This window comes from Vibrio sp. 10N.286.51.C3, assembly GCF_003050065.1.
Taxonomy (GTDB): Bacteria; Pseudomonadota; Gammaproteobacteria; order Enterobacterales; family Vibrionaceae; genus Vibrio; species Vibrio crassostreae.
The window spans coordinates 123,515-144,935 of sequence record NZ_PIGC01000015.1; the positions used below are offsets into that span (position 1 = coordinate 123,515).

Below are 21,421 nucleotides of genomic sequence, written 5' to 3' on the forward strand. Positions count from 1 at the left end.
GACCGAGAGTATCGCTTATTTAACTAAGCTGATGCCTTCTTTGTCGATCGTGATCTTGCCAGATTTATACAAACCACCAATCGTCTTCTTGAACGTACCTTTGCTGGTTCTGAATGCAGAGAAAATAACCTCGGGTGAAGACTTATCATTCAAAGGCAGGTAACCGCCTTTCTTCTCAAGCAGGTCAAGAACCTTAGTGCTTAGGTCATCCATCTTAGCGACGCCAATTTTCTGAAGAGACAGATCAATCTTACCGTCTTCTTCACGAACGTTTTTAATGTAGCCTTTTAGCGTTTTACCAATGAATAGCTTACCGATGATGTCTGACGGGAAAATCATGCCCCAGTGTTCACCGTTCACAATCGCTTTGTAACCCAATTGGCTGCGCTCAGCGATAATTAGATCGACTTGTTCATTTTGCTTATAAGTCGCTGGCGTTTTGTCTAACCATTTGTTGAACTTCGTGGTACCAACAATACGGCTCGATGCTTTATCAATGTAGACATATACTAAGATTGACTGACCTTCGTTTAAACGGCCGCGCTGCTCGCTGAAAGGAACAAGAAGGTCTTTACCTTTCACGCCCCAGCTCATGAATGCACCAGTGCTGTTAACACCTTCAACCGTCATTAAACCAAACTGGCCTACTTGAGCGATCGGTTTTTCAGTGGTTGCAGCGATCTGGTTGTCAGAATCAATGTATAAGAAAACATCTAGCTTTTGACCAATTTCAACACCTTCAGGAGTAAATCGTTTCGGCAGCAACACGGTTCCATAGTCGCTAGCGTCAAGGAATACACCGAAGTCTGCTTGTTTTACCACTTCTAAGTTGTTTATTTGACCAATATTAATCATCAAGATTGTCTCTACTTTAAATTTGGCGGAGATTATACGTGATCTCTGATATGCTTTCGCTAGTTTCATTCATATTTTTACATTCTAGGAGACATCGTTGATCACCGTTGATAAACAAGATGCGATAACACTTAAAATTAACCATGCCATGGCTAAGACAAAAAAGCTCGACATGGACGTTTATCTATTCATTCCCGGTGAACTTGGACTGACTCCTGAAGTACTTTCTGAAAGTGCCTTTTTCTACAGCTCAATCACTCAAAAACGTGCCTACTACAGTGACAAAACACTTTTACCTTTGGTGCACAGTCGCTTAGCTAAGCGTGGACGATTGTCGATTACGCAGTATCGTGTCAGTTTGAGTTTGTTCGCCTATCAATATGTTATCGCGTTAGATAAAGCGGTGAGTAGCCTGAATAAAAATGATAGTGACGACGTAACGGCTGATGAAGTAGATGAAGTTATTGAGCTCGCGTTAGACATACTGAAAAAGCTTCGTCGTAGTATTCCTTATGAAGAGAACCTCAAACGCTACTACGCAAACATTGATAACTACCTTTCATGGTACACAGAGCAAAAATTCTTATCGTTGGTGTCACATATGCCACGTGGCAGCGAATACTCGACGATAAAAGAGCGACTCTTGACGCTTTGTGATAAGGAAACCGCTCACCGCAAGCTCAACCGTTACAACTCAGCTAAGGTACGTGAAGACGTCACCCGCCTGAGTAACAAGATGCGACTGCTGCGACGTTTGATAGAACACCCTATCGTCCTCAAGGAGAAGACCACTTCCATGGGTAAAAACGTCAAACGTGCCGTTAAAGGTATTGCGACAGGTTTGGTGATGGTTGTCGTGACCACTACCGTAATCTTGGCTCGTGACTTTCTTGGTGAGATTACCGCCTCCTTCATCGTGGCGATGTCATTCATCTATGCGTTGCGTGAAATCTTCAAAGATGACTTGAGAGACATCCTGTGGCGATGGCTGCGTAAAGGCAAGCCGAAATGGAAGCGTCGTTACTATGACCCAACGACCAATAAGTCTGTCGGCCATAAACTGGAATGGTTGGACTACGCGAACTTTTCGAAGCTTGCAGATCGTATTCAATCAATTCGTAAGAAGCGTGTAGTGCAACGTGAAGAGCAGATCTTGCATTATCGCTCTCATACTGAGATGTCGACATCGACGTTCATGAGTGGTTATGAAGAGACCCGTGAAACTTTATCCATCAGCTTAAGAGCGCTGACACGATTAATGGATAAGGGTTCAAATAAGGTATATCGCTTGAATGAAGGGCAAGTCAGCCGTGAATCAGTAGAAAAGCGCCACTTACTCAACCTGATCATTAAAGAAAATAATCACGATAACGAACCGACCTATTACCGTTGGAAAATCGTGATGAACCGTTCAAAGATCGTCGACATCGAGCAAATCACTCAAGAATCTTAATCTTGTTACGGTATGTGGATATTCAATTCACATACCGTTCTTGTCACTAATTCAACGGTTACCTTTTACTTTCAAACTATTTTCGAGACGGGACTTTCTTAATCGAAAGCGTTAGCGTGAACTCGGCCATCGGCTCGTCGCCATGCAAAGATGGGCAAGTCGCGATAATAGTTACGGGTTGATTCACTCGCTCCCCAGTGGACATGGTTTCTGCAAGCATAGTGTTGATCAACTCACCGTCGTTACAAGTGAAATGCACATCGCCTTCTGGACGCTTTAAGAAGTTACCCGTCACCTCTTTAAATGCCAACGAAATCTTTTCACCTTGCTGCTGAGATTTGCTCATCGCAAGAAAGCCCCCCGCCACATCAGCACCCACAGCCAATACGCCAAAGTACATGCTATTAAGATGGTTCTTCGTTCGTCTTTTAAGAGGGATTTTGACCTCAACATGTTGGTTATCCAGTGCGAGCAATTTTGGCCTGCACAGCCAGATCAGAGGCACTTTGAAAAAACCAAACATGCTCAAGTAGAAATTTGCTTTTTGTAGAGGGGTCAACATTCGGATTACCTAGTCAAATCAGTCATCAGACCAGTTAATCGATTAGCGATAGGGATGTCAAAAAAATGTTACAAAAAAGAGATATCATCGCATAATGATATCTCTTTCATTCTCAAAGCTTTAGCGCTTCAAGCAAGTTGATTTAACTTAAACAGCAAGCCGATTTATGCAGTCACGACCGTTTCTACGCCTTCAAGATCGGCAATGTAACCTTGTAGACGCGGGTAATCCACCAAGCCTTGAGTCACCAGCAGTACAGGCTTCTTCGCATGCAGCGTCGCTTTAACAATCATATCTAACAAGGTAATAACGGCCTCGTTCTGTGGATCGAAAGCGTGGTTCTGAGCTTCATTGTCCTTATCTACACCTAAAGTGAAAGACGCTAAGCTATCAACGTTTACCACAACACCATCAAAGTAATGCAATAGACGTTCGCTCAGTAACACTGCAGACGGCACATCACATGAGAACAGTACTTTCAAACCATTCAGGCCACGTGGTAAGCCTTGCTCTGCAAGCAGATCAATAATCTTAGCTGCATCGCTTAATGCTCGTACATACGGTACAACCACTTCAACGTTAATGCCCTGCTCTCGCAACGTTTTAATGACCTGACACTCTAAAGCGAAAGCCTTGCTGTACTCTGGTGTCGCGTAACGAGCAACGCCACGAACGCCTAGTGCTGGGTTAATCTCTTCAGCTTCACAGTTACCGCCAAGCAGCGAACGGAAGCCATAGCTGTCTGCACTGCTTAATGCGATACGAACAGAAGTGTGATTTGGTTGAACGGCAGCTTGAATCGCAATCACCAAGGTCGAAACAAAATGCTCATCAACTGTTTTATCACCAAGGATCGCATTTAAAGACGTTTTTTCGATATCAGTAAGTGTATCTAAATGACTTTCAATACTTGGGTGGTAGAAGACGCGGTCCATTACCAATTCGGATAATGAAACGTATAAGTGGTTGGAATTATTATTATCGTTGTAAGAAGGCAGCACATCACCTAAAACAAGTTCTGGGTGCAAAGTGCTTTGATTTTCTTGAGTCATTGCTGCTCCAGCATTTTTATGTTGTGTTCAAACGAAAATACCGATAGCTGCCTGTTAATACAAGTGAAAATCCCTTATTTGACGCTGGCCTGCTGATAAAAATAAGAATATTAGCAATAACTGAGATAACTTTGACTCAATAGAGTTTATTCCTCTGTTCAATTCCGTTATCTTAACCACTTCGCAATAGAATAAAAAAGCTATCACATGCCATTAAAAACTGATGAGTTGAGAACCCAAGCTCTGGGTCCTATGCCAACTCCTGCCGAACTAGGCAATGCACACCCTATTACTGACGACGTTGCTGAGCGCATTAAAAATTCTCGCCGCCAAATCGAAGACATCCTAACTGGTCGTGATAACCGCCTATTAGTTATCGTAGGCCCTTGCTCTGTTCACGATACAGATGCGGCACTTGATTACGCTGAGCGCCTAAGCCAGATTCAAGACCAGTACAAAGATGAACTGTTCGTTGTAATGAGAACCTACTTCGAGAAGCCTCGTACGGTTGTAGGTTGGAAGGGTTTGATTACCGATCCAAACCTTGATGGTTCATACGCACTTGAAACGGGCTTAAACAAAGCTCGTAAGCTTCTGTTAGACATCAACAAGCTTGGCTTAGCAACAGCAACTGAATTCCTTGATATGATCACAGGTCAGTATATTGCAGACCTTATCACTTGGGGCGCGATTGGCGCTCGTACAACTGAATCTCAGATTCACCGTGAAATGGCTTCTGCACTGTCTTGCCCAGTTGGCTTCAAGAACGCGACCAACGGCAATATCAAGATTGCTATCGATGCAATTCGTGCAGCGCATGCGTCACACTACTTCTACTCTCCAGATAAGAATGGCCGCATGACGGTTTACCGTACTTCTGGCAACCCATACGGTCACGTTATTCTACGCGGTGGTGATAAAGGCCCTAACTTCGACGCTGAATCTGTAGATACCGCATGTAAGCAACTGGCTGAATTCGACCTGCCTCAACGTTTGGTTGTAGACTTCAGCCACGCTAACTGTCAGAAACAGCACCGTAAGCAGTTAGAAGTTGCACAAGACATTTGTGAGCAAATTAAATCTAACAAGAACCAAATTGCAGGCATCATGGCAGAAAGCTTCATTGTTGAAGGTAACCAACCAATGACCGACATCAACAACCTAGAATATGGCAAGTCAATTACTGACCCATGCCTAAGCTGGGAAGATACGGCAACAATGCTAGACATGCTTGCAACAGCAATTAAAGATAGAAACTTAGCTTAAGGAAACAACACAATGCCATCATTTGACATTATCTCTGAAGTAGAAGCAGTAGAACTGCGTAACGCGGTAGACAACGCAAACCGTGAACTATCGACTCGTTTCGATTTCCGCGGCGTTGAAGCAAGCTTTGATTACAAAGATGAATCAGTAAAATTGACTGCTCAAGACGATTTTCAACTGAAGCAAATGCGCGATATCCTTCGTAGCAACCTAACAAAGCGTAATGTTGATCCTAACGCGATGGAAGCAAAAGCGGCAGACCAAACAGGTCGCACTTGGCACCAAACGGTTATCTTTAAGCAAGGCATTGAAACTGATGTAGCGAAGAAGATCGTTAAACTAATCAAAGACAACAAAGTTAAAGTTCAAGCTTCTATCCAAGGCGACAAAGTTCGTGTAACAGGTAAGAAACGTGATGATCTACAAGCTGTTATGGCTCTAGTTCGCAGCGGTGAGCTTGGTCAACCATTCCAGTTTGACAACTTCCGCGACTAATTTTTGAGTATGAGCGACCGCTTGTTTCAGTTGCTCATTCATCATCACAATGTCGTGTATGAAATAGCAGAAAGCCACTTCTTTATCGGAAGTGGCTTTTTATTTATCAGGTCCAGTTTTAGTTTTATTCCGAGCCTCTAGCCGATTTGAAACAACCAGAAAGCTCTTATTTCAACTAGAAACAACTACCTCAACTGAGTACTTGGGCTGCTGACAATTTTAGGTCTTTACCGACCAACAGATTAAACTCTACGCTTGCTGGTGGAATAAAGACACACACTCGTAATTTCTCAGCTCTTGCCTGCTCAAGCTTGGTTGATAGCTCTCCGCTGTTAGCATAGCTCTCTCTTTCTGCGTCTCGACGGCACAGGTCGATAAATTCAAATGGACAATCGCTCGGTGAAAGTACGAGTTCTGCCTCTTGCATCAAACGTAAAGCCTTCATAGACAGCAACTCAACGTCCTGCTCGAATTCAATCCAAGTCACCTGTCCTTCGCTATCAATGCCTTCCGTTAGCGCTTGCTGATAGTAAGACTCTAACTGCTCTCTGTCAGTCACCTGCTCGATAAAACTGGATGACAAGAAACGCTCCCAAAACTTACGACGCTCGTCGACGGTTGGGAATGACTCTTTGATCGAATTGCGTTTTGATGCACCGAAATCTGCTATCAAACCTATATTTTGTGGCAATACCGTTTCGAGTTTTTCTCTAATATTTCTCACCAAAACAGGTGATGCACCGCCACTAGAGATGGCAATTTGGATCCTTCCGCGATTAATCATTGATGGCGTAATGAAGTCACAATAGGGTAAATCATCAACCACATTGACAAGAATACCCAATTTTTTTGCATCATTATGTACTTGATGATTCAAGCTTGGGTTGTCTGTCGTCGCCCACACCTGCAGGTAATTATTCGATATGATCTGTGACGAGTAAAAATTTTGCACCCAGTGAAGTTTATTTTCATCAACAAGCTGCTTTAAGTAAGGTGCGACCTTGGGAGATACCAAAGTCACATCAGCCCCAGCGCGTAACAAGCTGTCGACTTTACGGCAAGCAACCTCACCTCCACCAACCACTAAGATTGGCTTATTTTCTACATCCAAAAACATTGGGAAATAACGCATGTTCTTCCTTGAGATTACTTCAATAACTATTCAGCCATGCTACCAAATTTGGAGCATATTCATAACTATCGAAGTGCAATAAAAATATTTATTGACCAAATTTCAATCTTTTTTAAGGTTAATGCTCCACAACTGTGACATTCATTCAGAATGTTTATCTAGTCAATTATCAATATAAAACTCTAAATCTCGTTGCACCAACAGTGTGAACTGTTGCACTATTTACATTCAGTTAACATTTGGTCATTCTAATTGTGTTCGGATTTGTGATTTCATTCAAAATTCTTTTTAAATTATACATTTGTGAAACTACGGATCCTTTCCTAACCTTATAAACAGTTGCTTAAATCGCACACAGTTTCATTTGCAAAATGCAACTCTTGTAATTTGAGCAACAAGGTCATAGAAAACGCAACACATAAGAGACACTCAAACGAGCACGAGTATCAGGTGTCACCTGGTTAACAAGGAAGGATACAAATGACAAATAAACTAACACTTCTTGCTTCAGTAGTAGCTGCATCAACTGCGATGATGGCAACATCAGCATCAGCGGCAGAAAGCACTCTGGACAAAGTCACATCTCAAGGTTTTCTAACTTGTGGTGTAAGTACAGGTCTTCCAGGGTTCTCTAACCCTAACTCAAAAGGTGAATGGGAAGGAATTGATGTTGAGTATTGTCAAGCTCTTGCAGCGGCTGTACTCGGTGACAAGACTAAAGTTAAGTATGTACCTCTAACCGCAAAAGAGCGTTTTACTGCGCTTCAATCTGGCGAAATCGACGTACTATCTCGTAACACAACATGGACACTACATCGTGACACTGCTTTAGGTCTGAACTTCGTAGGCGTTAACTACTACGATGGTCAAGGCTTCATGGTTAAGAAAGAGCTTGGCCTAACAAGTGCTCAAGAGCTTGATGGCGCTTCTGTATGTGTTCAATCAGGTACAACAACTGAACTTAACCTAGCCGATTACTTCCGTAACAGTGGCATGTCTTACAAGCCAGTGGTATTCGATACGGCAGCACAAACATCTAAAGGCTTCGACGCAGGTCGTTGTGACGTGCTAACGACTGACCAATCTGGTCTATACGCACTTCGCCTAAACCTCGCTGACCCTAAATCTGCACAAGTACTTCCTGAAATCATCTCTAAAGAACCTCTAGGTCCTGTTGTTCGTCAAGATGATGACAAATGGTTTAACGTTGCTAAGTGGACACTTTCAGCAATGATTAACGCGGAAGAATACGGCATCTCTTCTAAAAATGCAGACGAAATGCTTAAGTCAAAAGATCCAAACATCAAACGTATTCTTGGTGTAGACGGTCCTAAAGGTAAAGGCCTTGGCATTCGTGACGACTGGGGTTACCAAGTAATTAAGCAAGTTGGTAACTACGGTGAGAGTTTTGAGCGTACTGTTGGTACAGGTTCTCCACTTCAAATCTCTCGTGGTGTAAATGCATTATGGAATGCGGGCGGCTTTATGTACGCTCCACCAATCCGTTAATAAATTTTCAAGCATCAATTAGGGCGGAGTTTTCCGCCCTATTTATTAAATGGATTTGAGGTTATAGTAGTATGAAACCTAATGAAACTATTTCTCCAGCGCAGGCAAAGCCACAGCCCAAAAGTGCCAACTTATTTTACAACCCCACTTTTCGCTCCATCATTTTCCAAATTATCGCCGTCGGGGCGCTTTGTGCTTTCTTTTACACGATTGTAAATAATGCGCTCACTAACTTAGATTCCCGTGGTATCGCCACTGGTTTTGATTTTCTCTCCCAAGAAGCTGGTTTTGGCATCGGCTTAACACTAATTGAATACGACGAGACCTTCTCATACGGTCGTACATTCTTTATCGGTCTTCTCAATACCGCTTTAGTTTCAGTACTAGGCATCATGCTAGCCACGATACTGGGCTTTAGTATGGGTATCGCTAGACTCTCTTCAAACTGGCTAGTTAGCCGATTTGCAGCTGTCTACATTGAGATATTCCGAAATATCCCTCTTCTTTTGCAAATCTTTTTCTGGTACTTCGCCGTTCTGCAAGCCTTGCCTTCTGCTCGTCAAAGCATGAGCCTAGGTGAAGCAATTTTCTTGAACGTACGTGGATTGTACTTCCCTGCACCAGTGTTAGAGCAAGGCAGTAGCATTGTTATCGCATCATTGATTGTTGGTATTATCGCTACGTTTATTATCAACATTTGGGCGAATAACAAACAGAAACTTACCGGCCAACAAACACCGATGTTTCGAATTGCTGCAGCGTTGATTTTAGGCTTACCGTTGGTGACTTACTTTGTTATGGGTATGCCTATCTCTGCGGATTACCCTGTTTTAAAAGGGTTTAACTTCAAGGGTGGTATTAGCATAATCCCGGAGCTTGCTGCATTGATGCTTGCTTTAAGTATCTACACAGCAGCGTTCATTGCCGAGATTGTTCGTTCAGGTATTAACGCCGTAAACCATGGGCAAACAGAGGCTGCTATGTCTCTAGGAATCCCACGATCTAGAACCCTTAAGCTTGTCATTATCCCACAGGCATTAAGAATTATTATCCCACCACTAACCAGTCAGTACCTAAACCTGACCAAAAACTCATCACTTGCGATGGCCATTGGTTACCCTGATCTTGTCTCTGTATTTGCAGGAACAACATTAAACCAAACTGGACAAGCTATCGAAGTAATCGCGATGACAATGGGCGTCTACCTGACCTTGAGCCTATTAACATCTGCTCTAATGAACATATACAACCGCAAAGTAGCGTTGGTGGAGAGATAAGATGAGTACACATCAATTTCAACCTGATCTTCCGCCTCCAGCGAATACCGTTGGGCCAGTCGGTTGGTTAAGAAAAAATCTATTTAATGGACCAATTAACAGCGTCGTCACTGTGGTTCTTGCTTACTTTGCTTTTACCCTTATATGGGCAGTAGCGGATTGGGCATTCATCAGTGCCGACTGGATAGGAACCACACGCGATGCCTGCACTAGCGAAGGCGCTTGTTGGGTCTTTATTAGCGTTCGTTGGGAGCAATTCATGTATGGCTTCTACCCAGAAGCTGAACTGTGGCGACCTCGCCTCTTCTACGCTACGTTAGCCATTTTTGTGGCCTTACTGGCCTACGAAAAAACACCTAAACGTACGTGGATCTGGTTGTTCTTCGTAAACATCTACCCATTTATCATTGCTGGCTTGCTATACGGTGGTGTCTTTGGATTAGAAGTTGTCGATACCCATAAATGGGGTGGTCTACTGGTCACACTGATCATCGCACTTGTTGGTATTGTAGTGTCACTCCCTATTGGTGTTGCACTTGCGCTTGGGCGTCGTTCAGAGATGCCGATCATTCGTAGTATGTGTACCGTATACATCGAAATTTGGCGTGGCGTACCGCTCATTACCGTTCTATTCATGGCCTCAGTTATGCTCCCGCTCTTTTTATCAGAAGGAACAGAAACCGATAAGCTGATTAGAGCACTTGTTGGGGTAGTACTATTCAGTGCAGCCTACATGGCAGAAGTAATTCGTGGTGGTTTACAAGCAATACCAAAAGGCCAATACGAAGCGGCTGATGCTCTGGGACTAAGCTACTGGAAAAAGACAGGGCTTATCATTCTTCCTCAAGCTCTTAAAATCACGATTCCTTCAATTGTGAACACCTTCATTGGTTTGTTCAAAGATACCAGTCTTGTTTTAATTATTGGTATGTTTGATGTGTTAGGAATTGGCCAAGCCGCGAATACCGACCCTGAATGGCTTGGGTATTCAACAGAAAGTTATGTATTTGTCGCGTTAGTGTTCTGGGTGTTCTGTTTTGGCATGTCGAGATATTCGATATGGCTAGAAAACAGACTTCACACCGGTCACAAACGATAATTAACAAGATCAAGGACGTATTATGACGCAGCAGACAGAAAACAACTCTCAAGGTCTTATGATCGAGTTGAAGGACATGAACAAATGGTACGGTGAATTCCACGTACTTAAGAACATCAACCTAGAAGTTAAAAAAGGCGAGAAAATCGTTATCTGTGGCCCTTCCGGCTCAGGTAAATCAACGATGATCCGCTGTATCAACCGATTAGAAGAGCACCAAAAAGGTCATATCTTTGTTTCAGGTAATGAATTGACGGAAGATCTCAAGAACATCGAAGCCGTTCGCCGAGATGTAGGCATGTGTTTCCAGCACTTCAATCTGTTTCCGCATCTGACGGTATTAGAGAACTGTACTTTGGCCCCTATCTGGGTCAAAAAGATGCCGAAGGAAGAAGCTGAAGCGATTGCGATGAAATACCTAGAGCGTGTGAAAATTCCTGAGCAAGCAGACAAGTTCCCAGGTCAACTTTCAGGTGGTCAACAACAGCGTGTAGCTATCGCTCGCTCTTTGTGTATGAACCCTCAAGTGATGCTGTTTGATGAGCCAACGTCGGCACTCGATCCAGAAATGGTTCGTGAAGTATTAGACGTAATGGTTGAGCTAGCGGAAGAAGGCATGACAATGCTTTGTGTGACGCACGAGATGGGCTTTGCTAAAGAGGTAGCAGATCGCGTTATCTTCATGGATGCCGGTGAAATCATAGAAGAGAACAACCCTGTCGACTTCTTTGAAAACCCACAATCAGACAGAACGCAGAACTTCTTAAGTCAAATATTACACCATTAATGTGTTATGATGCATAAACTATAGAGGCGGCTTAGGTCGCCTCTTTATTTTTCAAGGTTATAGATGGTTTTCTAAAGTTCTAAATAACTGGCTATGACGACTAAAGGTTGAAGATCGTATTTTAGCTATACTTAATTACAGCCTAAAGAAATACTTTGTTACACCTTCAGAAACACTTAACCGACTATTTTGATTATTATTTTACGTATACAGGAGGAATGAAAGACTTGATTTTTCGAACTTTCACCCCCATAAATGTACTAATAACTATTGAAGTCACCTTACGAGGAAGATTATGAACAGCCCTATGTTTTCACGCACAGCATCTCAAGAAAGTGCTCTGCAAACCAATAAAGTGTTGCGTAACACCTACGCATTACTGTCTATGACACTACTTTGGTCTGCTGTTGTAGCAGGCGTATCCATGGCGATGAACCTTCCTCGCCCGGGTCTTATTATCATGCTTGTTGGCTTCTACGGCCTACTTTTCCTAACAGAGAAGAACCGTGACAACAGCATGGGTCTAGTCTTCACATTCCTATTTACAGGTTTCTTAGGCTACACCATTGGTCCAATTCTTAATATGTACGTTGGCGCAGGCATGGGTGATGTAATCCTAACTGCACTTGGCGGTACAGCACTGGCGTTTATGGGCGCATCAGCTTACGCGCTAACAACTAAGCGTGACCTGTCGTTCCTTAACGGCATGCTATTAGCTGGTTTTGTAGTACTGCTTGTAGGTATGGTTGCAAATATCTTCCTACAGATGCCTCTACTATCATTGGCAATGAGCGGTATGTTCATCCTATTCTCGACTGGTGTTATCTTGCTTACAACGCAAAACATCATTCGTGGCGGTGAAACAAACTACATCTCTGCAACGATCAGCTTGTACGTATCAATCTACAACATCTTCATCAGCCTGCTAAGCATCCTAGGCATCATGGGCAACGACGACTAATCGTTCCCATCATTGAAGAATTATCTAGCCCAAGAGCCTACCTCTTGGGCTTTTTTGTATCTATAAGTACGATATTTCTATGGATAGCTACAATTTCAGTTGAGAAAGATAAACTTGGTCATGTACCCTACCCGCATAGTTAATTGGATTCTGGATTAAACATGTTTGAATATAACGGCAAGCAAATCGAAACCGACGCTCAAGGCTACCTATTGGATTACACGCAATGGGAAGAAGGTATGATTGAAATACTTGCTCAAGATGAAGCTATTGAACTTACGGATGCACACTTAGAAGTCGTCCATTTTGTAAGGAGCTTTTACGAAGAGTTCAATACCTCACCAGCGGTTCGTATGCTAGTTAAAGCGATGGAAAAAGCGCACGGCCCAGAAAAAGGTAACAGCAAGTACCTATTCAAGTTATTCAAAAAAGGGCCGGCAAAACAAGCAACCAAGCTCGCCGGTTTACCTAAACCAGCAAAGTGCTTGTAAAAACCTAACCCGCTTTAAGTTATTTAATTACGCTCGATATAAATACTGTAGTGCCATAACTACAGTATTTTAAACGTCCCTACACGTACGTCTTGGCGCTCACTATCTTTAACTTGATGCATCTCTACGTTGTCTACGATTGCACTCGAAGGGCCTATGTTGAGCCAAGCATGCAACTTCTCTATTTGCTGACTCTCTCCGACAGCTAATACTTCAACTCGACCATCATTTAAGTTCTTCGCATAGCCTGAGAGACCCATAGCTTGCGCCTGCCTACTGGTGTGGTAACGAAACCCAACACATTGAACTACGCCTGACACGACAAAAATATGTTGTGAACTTTCCATAACGTTGCCTCATAATTTATATGAATGATATAGTTGAGCTTCTATTCATTCACCACTTATTGGTGGACTTACTTCGAGTATAACGATTATGAAAGAAATCCCATTTCGTTGGATTGACAAATATCTCATTCACCTAAAAATCCAAGAAAAGTTCTATCTACTCTTCTTATTACCTCTTCTCGCCCTAGTTATATTAACTCTCGTTTTAGATAGCGCCGCGGACTCTTTGCTTGCTCACCTTTATCAAGAAGAAATGCTCTTGATGAAAGGACTTATCGAAGCAGGTCAACTCACTAAAGATCAAGTCGCTCAACTTGTCAGCAGCTCTGAAACCATCTCTTTGGGCTACGGTGCTGGTTCTGTTTCGGTAATGAATGGTGCATTCAACCTAGTTGCTAACCATGACCAAAACCTTTGGTCTGCTCTGTCTACGACTCAGGTTTCTATCATCGCTGTAACCCTAACGCTTATCGCGCTGGGTGTTTACTACATCATGACCTTCATCGGTGGTGCGATGTTCTCTATGAACAAAGCTTTAAACACACTGGCTAATGGTGACCTAACTTGCCGCATGAACTACTTCTTAGTTCGTGATGAGTTTAGTGAAATCGCTATTACGATCGACAAAGTAGCAGAGCGTGAACAAAACATGGTTCTGTCAATCCAAGAGTCTGTCGCTCTAATGCAGCAGATCAGCTCGGACTTAAACCAGTCAACACAACAAAGTTCAGACATCTCTGGTAACCAACAAGAACACCTGAATAGCTTAGCAAGTGCAACGGAGCAAATGGCTGCTACGATTCGCGAAGTAGCTACCCTTGCTCATGAGTCTAGTTCACAAACGATGGACGCTCGCGGCGTTGCGCAGAGTGGTCAAGTCAAGGTTTCAAATACATTGGAGTCTATCTCTAACCTATCTCAAGAGATCCAATCCGCTTCACAAGCAGTAGAAGAACTTGATGCCAACGCGGCGCAGATCGATGAAGTGGTCGCAACCATCAATGGCATTTCAGAGCAGACTAACCTATTGGCACTGAATGCTGCCATAGAGGCTGCACGTGCAGGCGAGCAAGGTCGTGGATTCGCTGTTGTTGCCGATGAAGTTCGTGCCCTTGCTGGTCGTACTCAACAAGCAACGGTTGAAATCCAAAGTATGATTGAGTCATTACAACGTAACAGCCAATCACTGACCAAACTGATGGAAGTAACGGTAAACAATGCTGGTGAAGGCCAAACACTGATGTCGGAAGTGAACGTTGAGATCGGTTCATTAGCTGAAAAGAACCAGTCTATTTCAGATAGCAGCACTCAAATTGCTACCGCGGCTGAAGAACAAGGCGTAGTCGCTGACAACATTGCACAAAGTGTTGAAGAGATTCGTCATCAATCAGACAGTATCTGCGAGATGATCAGTAAGAGTAATTCCAATGTCGACCAACTTCGTAAACAAAGCGATACGATGGAAGGTTTGCTGACAGGTCTTAAAGCTTAATACTGATATCCAACCACTAAGTGTTGATTAATCATACTAGGGCTGCTTCTGCAGCCCTTTCTTATTTGCTTTTCACCTGTACTTCCCCGACAATACCCCTCCTTCAAATTCAACAAACAGAGTAAATTATGACTCCTTCAATTCATCTAGCTAAAGGCCGAGATAAATCACTACGCCGCAAACACCCTTGGGTATTTTCTCGCGGTATCGATAAGGTCGAAGGCGAACCAAAACAAGGTGAAACTGTAGACGTATATGCTCAAAATGGTCAGTGGCTTGCAAAAGCGGCTTACTCACCAGAATCTCAAATTCGAGCTCGTGTTTGGACATTTGAAAAAGAAGAAATCAACAAGGCGTTCTTTGTAAAACGAATTCAAGATGCACAGTCTTTACGTGAAGACATCATCGAACGTGACGGCCTAACGGGTTACCGTCTAACAGCTGCAGAGTCTGATGGCCTGCCTGGCATCACAATCGACAAATACCAAGACTTCCTTGTTTGCCAACTGCTAAGTGCTGGCGCTGAGTTTAACAAAAGCGTGTTGGTTGAAGCGTTAATTGAATGCTTCCCTGACTGTAACATCTACGAGCGTTCAGACGTGGCAGTTCGTAAGAAAGAAGGCTTAGAACAGGTTGTTGGCGTTCTTCACGGTGAAGAACCACCGAAGTCTATCGTGATTGAAGAAAACGGCGTTAAGATCAGCGTGAACATTATGGAAGGCCACAAAACGGGCTTCTACATGGACCAACGTGATAGCCGCAAAGAATCGATGAAGTACGTTAAAGGCAAAGATGTCCTTAACTGTTTCTCATACACAGGTGGCTTTGGCCTTTACGCACTCAAAGGCGACGCGAAGCGTGTTATCAACGCTGACGTATCTCAACTTGCTCTTGATACGGCTAAATTCAACGCTGAACTTAACGAGTTTGATATCTCGAAAAAGCGCGCTGTGTTCCTTAACGCTGACGTTTTCAAACTGCTTCGTGAGTACCGTGACCAAGGCACTAAGTTTGACGTAGTGATCATGGACCCACCAAAGTTTGTTTCAAGCAAGAACAACCTAACTTCAGGCGCTAACGGCTACAAAGACGTTAACATGCTTGCAATGCAAATCCTGAAACCAGGCGGCACCCTACTCACCTACTCTTGCTCTGGCTTAATGGGTACAGACCTATTCCAAAAGATCATCGCTGATGCAGCATTAGACGCAGGCCGCACTGTTAAGTTCGTAGAGCGCTTCGAGCAAGCAGCCGACCACCTAACAGACACAGCCTACCCAGAAGGTTTCTACCTGAAAGGCTTTGCTTGTAAGGTTCTTTAATTTTAGAGCTTTAGAATCTCTCTTTTATAGCAAAGCAGACGTATTAAAAAAGGGCCTTTCGGCCCTTTTTTAGTATTGGTCAGGTAAGTTCACGAACAACTGACTCACCAAGTTGGTCAAATCACCATTAACAACAGAGCCATCACCTTGTGAATTTACCGAGTCGAACTGATTACCTACGTTGTCGAGAACAATCGTTTGACTTTGGCCTGTATTATCTGTGTTTTCTGAAATGGTAATCACGAGGTCTTTATCACCGCCGCCATTATCAACCTTTTCAATAGTGATATGATCAAGAAGATCAAACATTGAACTTTCGTTTGGTAACAACTCAGAGATATCAAGATGGTCTTCCCCTAGAGCAAAATCGGTTATCGTATCGACATCACCTTGGAAAGGTTCGTCGACCCACTTGAACAGATCATCACCGTCACCACCAGTTAAGATATCATCACCAAGACCACCGATAAGCGTATCTTTACCACCTTGACCGTAGAGGATATCATCGCCTAGTCCACCTGTAATGGTATCATCGCCACCACGCGTATCACTGTCTGCATTAAACAACTCATGGTTATCTTTAACATATTCGTAGATTTCCATGTCTGTAGGTTCTGCACCATTCAACATCTGTAAGAACGTTGTTAGAGCTTCCATACCCGAACCATCAGCTAACGCATCTGGACGAACAAGGCCATTATCACCCCATGGCAAGTTATCTGTATTGATAACATCACCAAACAAAATATCGTTACCGGCACCGCCGCTTAGATCATCACTACCTACAGGCAGTAGCGTAATTTCGTTGCTACCTTCCTCAAGTGCTGCATCTAAGCCTTGACTTGACTGAACGATTTCAACATCGCCTGTCGTACTTGTTACTGTCTTGATTATAAAGTTGTCTAAGTATACGTCTGCTGTGTATCCGCTTTGGTCTTCATAAACAGAGAGTACTAACTGGTACTTACCTTCATGAAGTAGATCTGTTTCAATCGAGCCAGTACTACTTCCAGATGATACACTTACCCATGTTTGAGTTTGTTCATCAAATTTCTGAACACTCCAGCCAAACACATCACCGCCACCAAAATAGTTACCCTGTGATGCATCAAATGTCAGTACTGACGCTTCGCCGCTAGCAACAACAAACTCGGGGCTGGTCATCGAAGCTGAGCTATTAATATCACCCGTATCGGTTAGCAAGATGCTTGAGTTAGTCAGTACTGCTGTACCACCGGAAACCGCAAAGTTCTCAAGGCTCCAAGATTCACCTGTACTAGAGCTGAAGTTTGCAAGTTGCGTTGTAGTTGATGAATAAATGTACGAAGAACCATTGTCACTCACGAAGTGCTCTAATATTTCAGAATCAATGCCATCTCCGATACCTATCGTTCTAACTTTTGATACATCCGCTAGCTCATCGAAAGCAGTAACAGAGTCAGCAAACTCATCAAACTGGGTAGTAGAGCCGCTGCTGTTTGAACTGTTCGACACAGTTGGTTTTCCATCAGTTAAGAAGAACGTTAAGTTTTCATAACTCGATGGTTGGTCACCATCAGCAAACCAATCTTTAGTAGAATCAAACGCAGCCTCGTAGTTAGTTGCGCCATCCGCAGTCAAATCATTGATCGCTGAGTTGACTGTCTGCTCTAAGTCTGACTCTTCTAAGTTTTGTAAATCTATTTGTATGCTCGCACTAGCCTCAAAACCAATCAACGCCAGATTTATAATACCCGGATGAGATGCAATATCAGCCAACATAGCAATAAGTGATGCTTTAACCACATCTAACTTAGACTGGCTACTGTTACTATTGAGTGCGTCTTTCATACTGCCTGACGTATCAACAACTAAAGCAATATTGTAATTCGTCGGTGCGACCGAGTTATCCACAACACCGCCAGTATCTCCAAACAGTACGTCGTCACCATCAAAGCCAACGATCGTGTTATCGCCATTTTCATTACCTAAGCTAGGCGCTATAACAATACCGGTTTGAGTATCAGCAAGTACTTCTGAATCTACAGGTTGACCTTGACCATCGACCTCGTAAGCGCCTGCTGTAACAGTCAGAACTGGTGCCGTATTAACTGGTGCTTCAACAATGACTGTTAACTTCCCTACACTATCTAACTCAGCTGGATCAATCACCCAGGTTCCATCAGCTTGTTTAGTACCTGTCGAGAGCGTTACATCGGAAGGTACATCACTCACGACCAATGAACTTACTTGCTCGCTACCGTCGTTGTCATTCAGAACGATATCAATGTTAAGTTCATAAACCTCAGCAACTTTAACTAGGGTACCGCTCTGAACTTCAAACTTGCCGTCAGAGAAATACAACGACTCGATACTATAAAAGTCATGATTTGCATTCCCTGTTCCAGTATGAGTTAAGCGAAAATCTGGAGCTCCTGCTGTACTAAAGGTGTAGTCTGTTCTTTGGCCTGTTAGATATGCTGCATCATTGCCTGAACCACCATAGTATGCTGTGCTCGTTGTTGGGCTACGAGAAATGAGAACATCATTGCCAAATTCTCCAGTATCATCACCCAACAAATTAATGCTTGTTGATGCATCTATACCGCCAACCAAAATGTCACTACCGTCGCCGCCTTGTAGGTTTTCAGAAACAACGCCAAGACCGCCGTCATTGCCGACAATAATGTCATCGCCTTCTCGGCCAAGTACCTGCATATGATCGCCATTGTTGTATACAACAGTATCATTGCCACCAAGGGCATCTAGCCAAGCACCACTTGTAGTCTGAAGATGGTTGTCGTCGCCATCAGCATTTGGGTCTACTGTCTTATTCGCCAAGCTAGATTCTATGCTTGCAACAATAGAGTCAGCAACATTTCCACTAACACTGGTTAAGTTGGCGGAAACCGCCAATCCATTACTAATTGGCGCAACTGTTGTTGTTACCGTTGCACTACTGGTCAGGCCTGAACTATCAACAATGGTATATGTGAACGACGCACTACCCGTCACATTACTATTTGGCGTGAAGGAGATCTCACCACTGTTTTGATCGTATAAGACCGTTCCGTCAACTGAGCTAAATCCATCCGCGACAATCGTAAAGGTGTCACCGGTATTTGGATCGTAATCGTTAGCAAGAAGCAGTGACGAATCTACAATTAAAGTTTCACCCTCTTGCACAGACAGAATATCACCGATCAACGGGAAATCGTTTAAGTCATGCTCGCCATTGTTGTAATTACCATTGCCATCAACCGTACCAAGATTGATATCTAGGTTAGCAGCACCACCTTGGTCCCAATAAACGATTTCAATAGAATGATAACCATCACTATCAATCACAAATGCGTCATGTAAGGTAGTTGTAGACGACTGGTTCTGGTCAACAGTAGCAACTTCAACCCCATCAATTAATATCGTGTAGCCGTCATCAGCGGTCACTTTAAATGCATAATCACCAGCTTCTAGATAGACTGAACCACTAATTTGAACAACACCGTCAGTATGAGCACCAACGGTACCTTCAACAGAGCTAGAGTCATCATTTAAGAAGTCTTCAAACTGACTTTGAGAGCTCAAGCCATTGTTATTTCCATTTAGCGTATAGTTGATATCTTTGGCGTCAAAGGTTAGGTCTGCTTCTTTGCTAGCAATAACATCCAACGCATCTTGAATCGAATCAATATTGCCATTAACACTATCATTTGAGCTGTAATAGTATCCAGATAGTCCACCAAATACTGATACCGTATCATCTTGAGCAACTGGAGCCTGATTGGTCGCATTGGACGTAATAGTCAGTTGAGCCACTTCATCACTAAGTAAACCGCTAGAATCAACTGACTGATAATCAATTTCTTCAGAGAGATCAGCACTAACTACATCAACGCCTTTAAGCGTGATATTGGAGTTTCTATTAGGATTATCAGAACCGTCTTGAGTAGTGAATACTCTTAATTCAGTAAACCCTCCATCGACTTGGATGTTAACTGTCGCATTCCCGTTGCTATCGATGGACAGTCCGTTCTCGCCTGATTCATCGCTATCGAAGAAGAACGTCCCAACAACATTACCATCTTCATCGAGAGCGAGTACCTCAATACGACCGCCAGCATTATTTCCCGCATTGTAGTTTCCGAATACGCTACCAAATTCAATATTAGCCTCTGTAATGGTTGCACCAGATTGAGAATAATCAACAGAGATATATTCCTGGTTGCCACCGCTAACTACATCCAACTCTCCGCTAGTTGAATTCGCATTAGTTGACACACCAAAACCATCCTCTTGGTTTTGACTGTCGTAAACCAAATAAGAATTTGTATCGATTACATTAGCGTCGGTTGGGGAGCTACCATCGTAAATCCCCGAGCTTATTAATACATTGCCCTGTAAGTAACTTACGCTGCTAGACCCATTGTTGACTTGGCCTGCAAAAGTACTTGCTACAAAATCAAGCTTATCCACAGCATTGGAATCTTGTTCATATTCGACTTGAGCGTCACTACTGATTATATCTCCAGCTTCAATGAGTACTTTGCCACCACCACTAACGTCGTAAAGGTTACCGAACAATGGTTCTTCGAGAATTTTGACATCAACCGGAGTACCAGCAGCATCATCTTCAATGTCGCCCACGTTATCTTGACTGCCCGATTGACCACCATCAAACGTAAAGAATGCTTCATCTTGGTTGTCTAAGGTTACTGAGAAGTCGGTGGCTGTAGGTCTGTTGTCATCGTTTTCGATGGTGCCCGTCGCGGTCTTATCACCAACGGTCAGCGTGAACGTTTCATCGCTTTCCAGAACCGTATCTTCCGCACCCGCTACCGTTACCGTGAAGCTCGCCGTATTCGCTGGGACGGTGATCAGGCCTGTGACCGCATCGTACGTCACGCCGTTGCTGAACGACACTGTGCCGTAGTCGGTGTTATCCGTTTCGTTATCCGTCAGGCTGAACGCGTACGTTTGAGCCGTGTCGGCCGTATTGCTTAGGGTCACGTCGAACGCCAGTGCGTCGCCTTCTTCCTCGCTCACATCCGCGATGTCATTGATCGTCGGCGAAGGCACCACACCAACATTGACCGTCAATGTATCTGTACCGCCTTGGCCGTCAGAAACGACTACTGTGAAGCTATCGCTACCGTTGTAATCAGCATTTGGTGTGTAGGTCCAGTTTCCGTTTTCATCAACGGTCACTGAGCCATTAGATGGTTCGCTGCCTTTTGAGAAGCTTAGTGAGTCATTGTCATCATCTGATGCAGAAAGAGAACCACTGACTGGCGTATCTTCGTCAGTCGTGACTACAACACTGTCACCCAGTGGGTCGCCATTGC

The 21,421-nt window shown here is 43.5% G+C and carries 17 protein-coding genes; 11 read left to right on the plus strand and 6 right to left on the minus strand.

The annotated features are described in order from the left end of the window. Positions 1-15: 15 nt before the first annotated feature. On the minus strand, positions 16-924 hold the full coding sequence (locus tag CWO27_RS16640) for a CvfB family protein (protein WP_170960793.1): 909 nt from the start codon (positions 922-924) through the stop codon (positions 16-18). Positions 925-952: 28 nt separating this feature from the next. Between CWO27_RS16640 and CWO27_RS16645 the strand changes: the two genes are divergently transcribed. Then, a complete protein-coding gene (locus CWO27_RS16645) occupies positions 953-2,308 on the plus strand; it encodes a hypothetical protein (protein ID WP_048660779.1) in 1,356 nt (451 codons plus the stop codon). A 76-nt stretch (positions 2,309-2,384) separates the two neighbouring features. Here the strand turns inward: CWO27_RS16645 and CWO27_RS16650 are convergent, their stop codons facing one another. Both CWO27_RS16650 and CWO27_RS16655 read right to left on the minus strand, forming a co-directional pair. After that, a complete protein-coding gene (locus CWO27_RS16650) occupies positions 2,385-2,870 on the minus strand; it encodes a PaaI family thioesterase (protein ID WP_017082222.1) in 486 nt (161 codons plus the stop codon). Positions 2,871-3,034: 164 nt separating this feature from the next. Further along, entirely contained in the window at positions 3,035-3,922 is an 888-nt protein-coding gene (locus CWO27_RS16655; RefSeq protein WP_107899242.1) for a putative PEP-binding protein, read from the minus strand. A gap of 207 nt (positions 3,923-4,129) precedes the next feature. Between CWO27_RS16655 and CWO27_RS16660 the strand changes: the two genes are divergently transcribed. Together CWO27_RS16660 and CWO27_RS16665 are read left to right on the plus strand one after the other, a co-directional pair. Further along, entirely contained in the window at positions 4,130-5,188 is a 1,059-nt protein-coding gene (locus tag CWO27_RS16660; protein ID WP_048661946.1) for a 3-deoxy-7-phosphoheptulonate synthase, read from the plus strand. A gap of 12 nt (positions 5,189-5,200) precedes the next feature. Next, the gene (locus CWO27_RS16665) at positions 5,201-5,683 is read left to right on the plus strand and encodes a YajQ family cyclic di-GMP-binding protein (protein ID WP_004733632.1); all 483 of its coding nucleotides are present in this window, start codon (positions 5,201-5,203) and stop codon (positions 5,681-5,683) included. Positions 5,684-5,873: 190 nt separating this feature from the next. On the opposite strand, the gene CWO27_RS16670 is transcribed toward CWO27_RS16665, so the two are convergent. Then, positions 5,874-6,815, minus strand: a complete 942-nt coding sequence (locus tag CWO27_RS16670; RefSeq protein WP_102432719.1) for a precorrin-2 dehydrogenase/sirohydrochlorin ferrochelatase family protein — start codon at positions 6,813-6,815, stop codon at positions 5,874-5,876. Positions 6,816-7,295: 480 nt separating this feature from the next. On the opposite strand from CWO27_RS16670, the gene CWO27_RS16675 reads away from it, so the two are divergent. The 6 genes from CWO27_RS16675 (at position 7,296) to CWO27_RS16700 (ending at position 12,939) form a co-directional block, all read left to right on the plus strand. After that, positions 7,296-8,324, plus strand: coding sequence for an amino acid ABC transporter substrate-binding protein (locus tag CWO27_RS16675; protein ID WP_004733634.1), 1,029 nt, complete (start codon positions 7,296-7,298; stop codon positions 8,322-8,324). A 71-nt stretch (positions 8,325-8,395) separates the two neighbouring features. Continuing rightward, positions 8,396-9,601, plus strand: coding sequence for an amino acid ABC transporter permease (locus tag CWO27_RS16680; protein WP_048660775.1), 1,206 nt, complete (start codon positions 8,396-8,398; stop codon positions 9,599-9,601). Between the two features lies 1 nt (position 9,602). Beyond that, complete coding sequence (locus CWO27_RS16685) at positions 9,603-10,700, plus strand: amino acid ABC transporter permease (protein ID WP_048660774.1); 1,098 nt, start codon at positions 9,603-9,605, stop codon at positions 10,698-10,700. 22 nt (positions 10,701-10,722) lie between these two features. Beyond that, complete coding sequence (locus CWO27_RS16690; RefSeq protein ID WP_017059704.1) at positions 10,723-11,487, plus strand: amino acid ABC transporter ATP-binding protein; 765 nt, start codon at positions 10,723-10,725, stop codon at positions 11,485-11,487. Between the two features lie 295 nt (positions 11,488-11,782). Next, positions 11,783-12,448: a Bax inhibitor-1/YccA family protein gene (locus tag CWO27_RS16695; RefSeq protein WP_102432721.1), complete on the plus strand. Its 666-nt coding sequence runs from the start codon at positions 11,783-11,785 to the stop codon at positions 12,446-12,448. Positions 12,449-12,609: 161 nt separating this feature from the next. Further along, positions 12,610-12,939, plus strand: a complete 330-nt coding sequence (locus tag CWO27_RS16700) for a TusE/DsrC/DsvC family sulfur relay protein (protein WP_017057205.1) — start codon at positions 12,610-12,612, stop codon at positions 12,937-12,939. Positions 12,940-12,998: 59 nt separating this feature from the next. Here the strand turns inward: CWO27_RS16700 and yccX are convergent, their stop codons facing one another. Further along, entirely contained in the window at positions 12,999-13,286 is a 288-nt protein-coding gene (gene yccX / locus CWO27_RS16705; protein ID WP_107899243.1) for an acylphosphatase, read from the minus strand. An 88-nt stretch (positions 13,287-13,374) separates the two neighbouring features. On the opposite strand from yccX, the gene CWO27_RS16710 reads away from it, so the two are divergent. Together CWO27_RS16710 and CWO27_RS16715 are read left to right on the plus strand one after the other, a co-directional pair. Continuing rightward, positions 13,375-14,778, plus strand: coding sequence for a methyl-accepting chemotaxis protein (locus CWO27_RS16710; protein WP_107899244.1), 1,404 nt, complete (start codon positions 13,375-13,377; stop codon positions 14,776-14,778). Between the two features lie 128 nt (positions 14,779-14,906). Continuing rightward, on the plus strand, positions 14,907-16,100 hold the full coding sequence (locus tag CWO27_RS16715; protein ID WP_017059708.1) for a class I SAM-dependent methyltransferase: 1,194 nt from the start codon (positions 14,907-14,909) through the stop codon (positions 16,098-16,100). Positions 16,101-16,169: 69 nt separating this feature from the next. Here the strand turns inward: CWO27_RS16715 and CWO27_RS16720 are convergent. Beyond that, positions 16,170-21,421 (minus strand): Ig-like domain-containing protein (locus tag CWO27_RS16720; protein WP_107899245.1); only part of this gene is annotated, 5,252 nt, incomplete at its 5' end.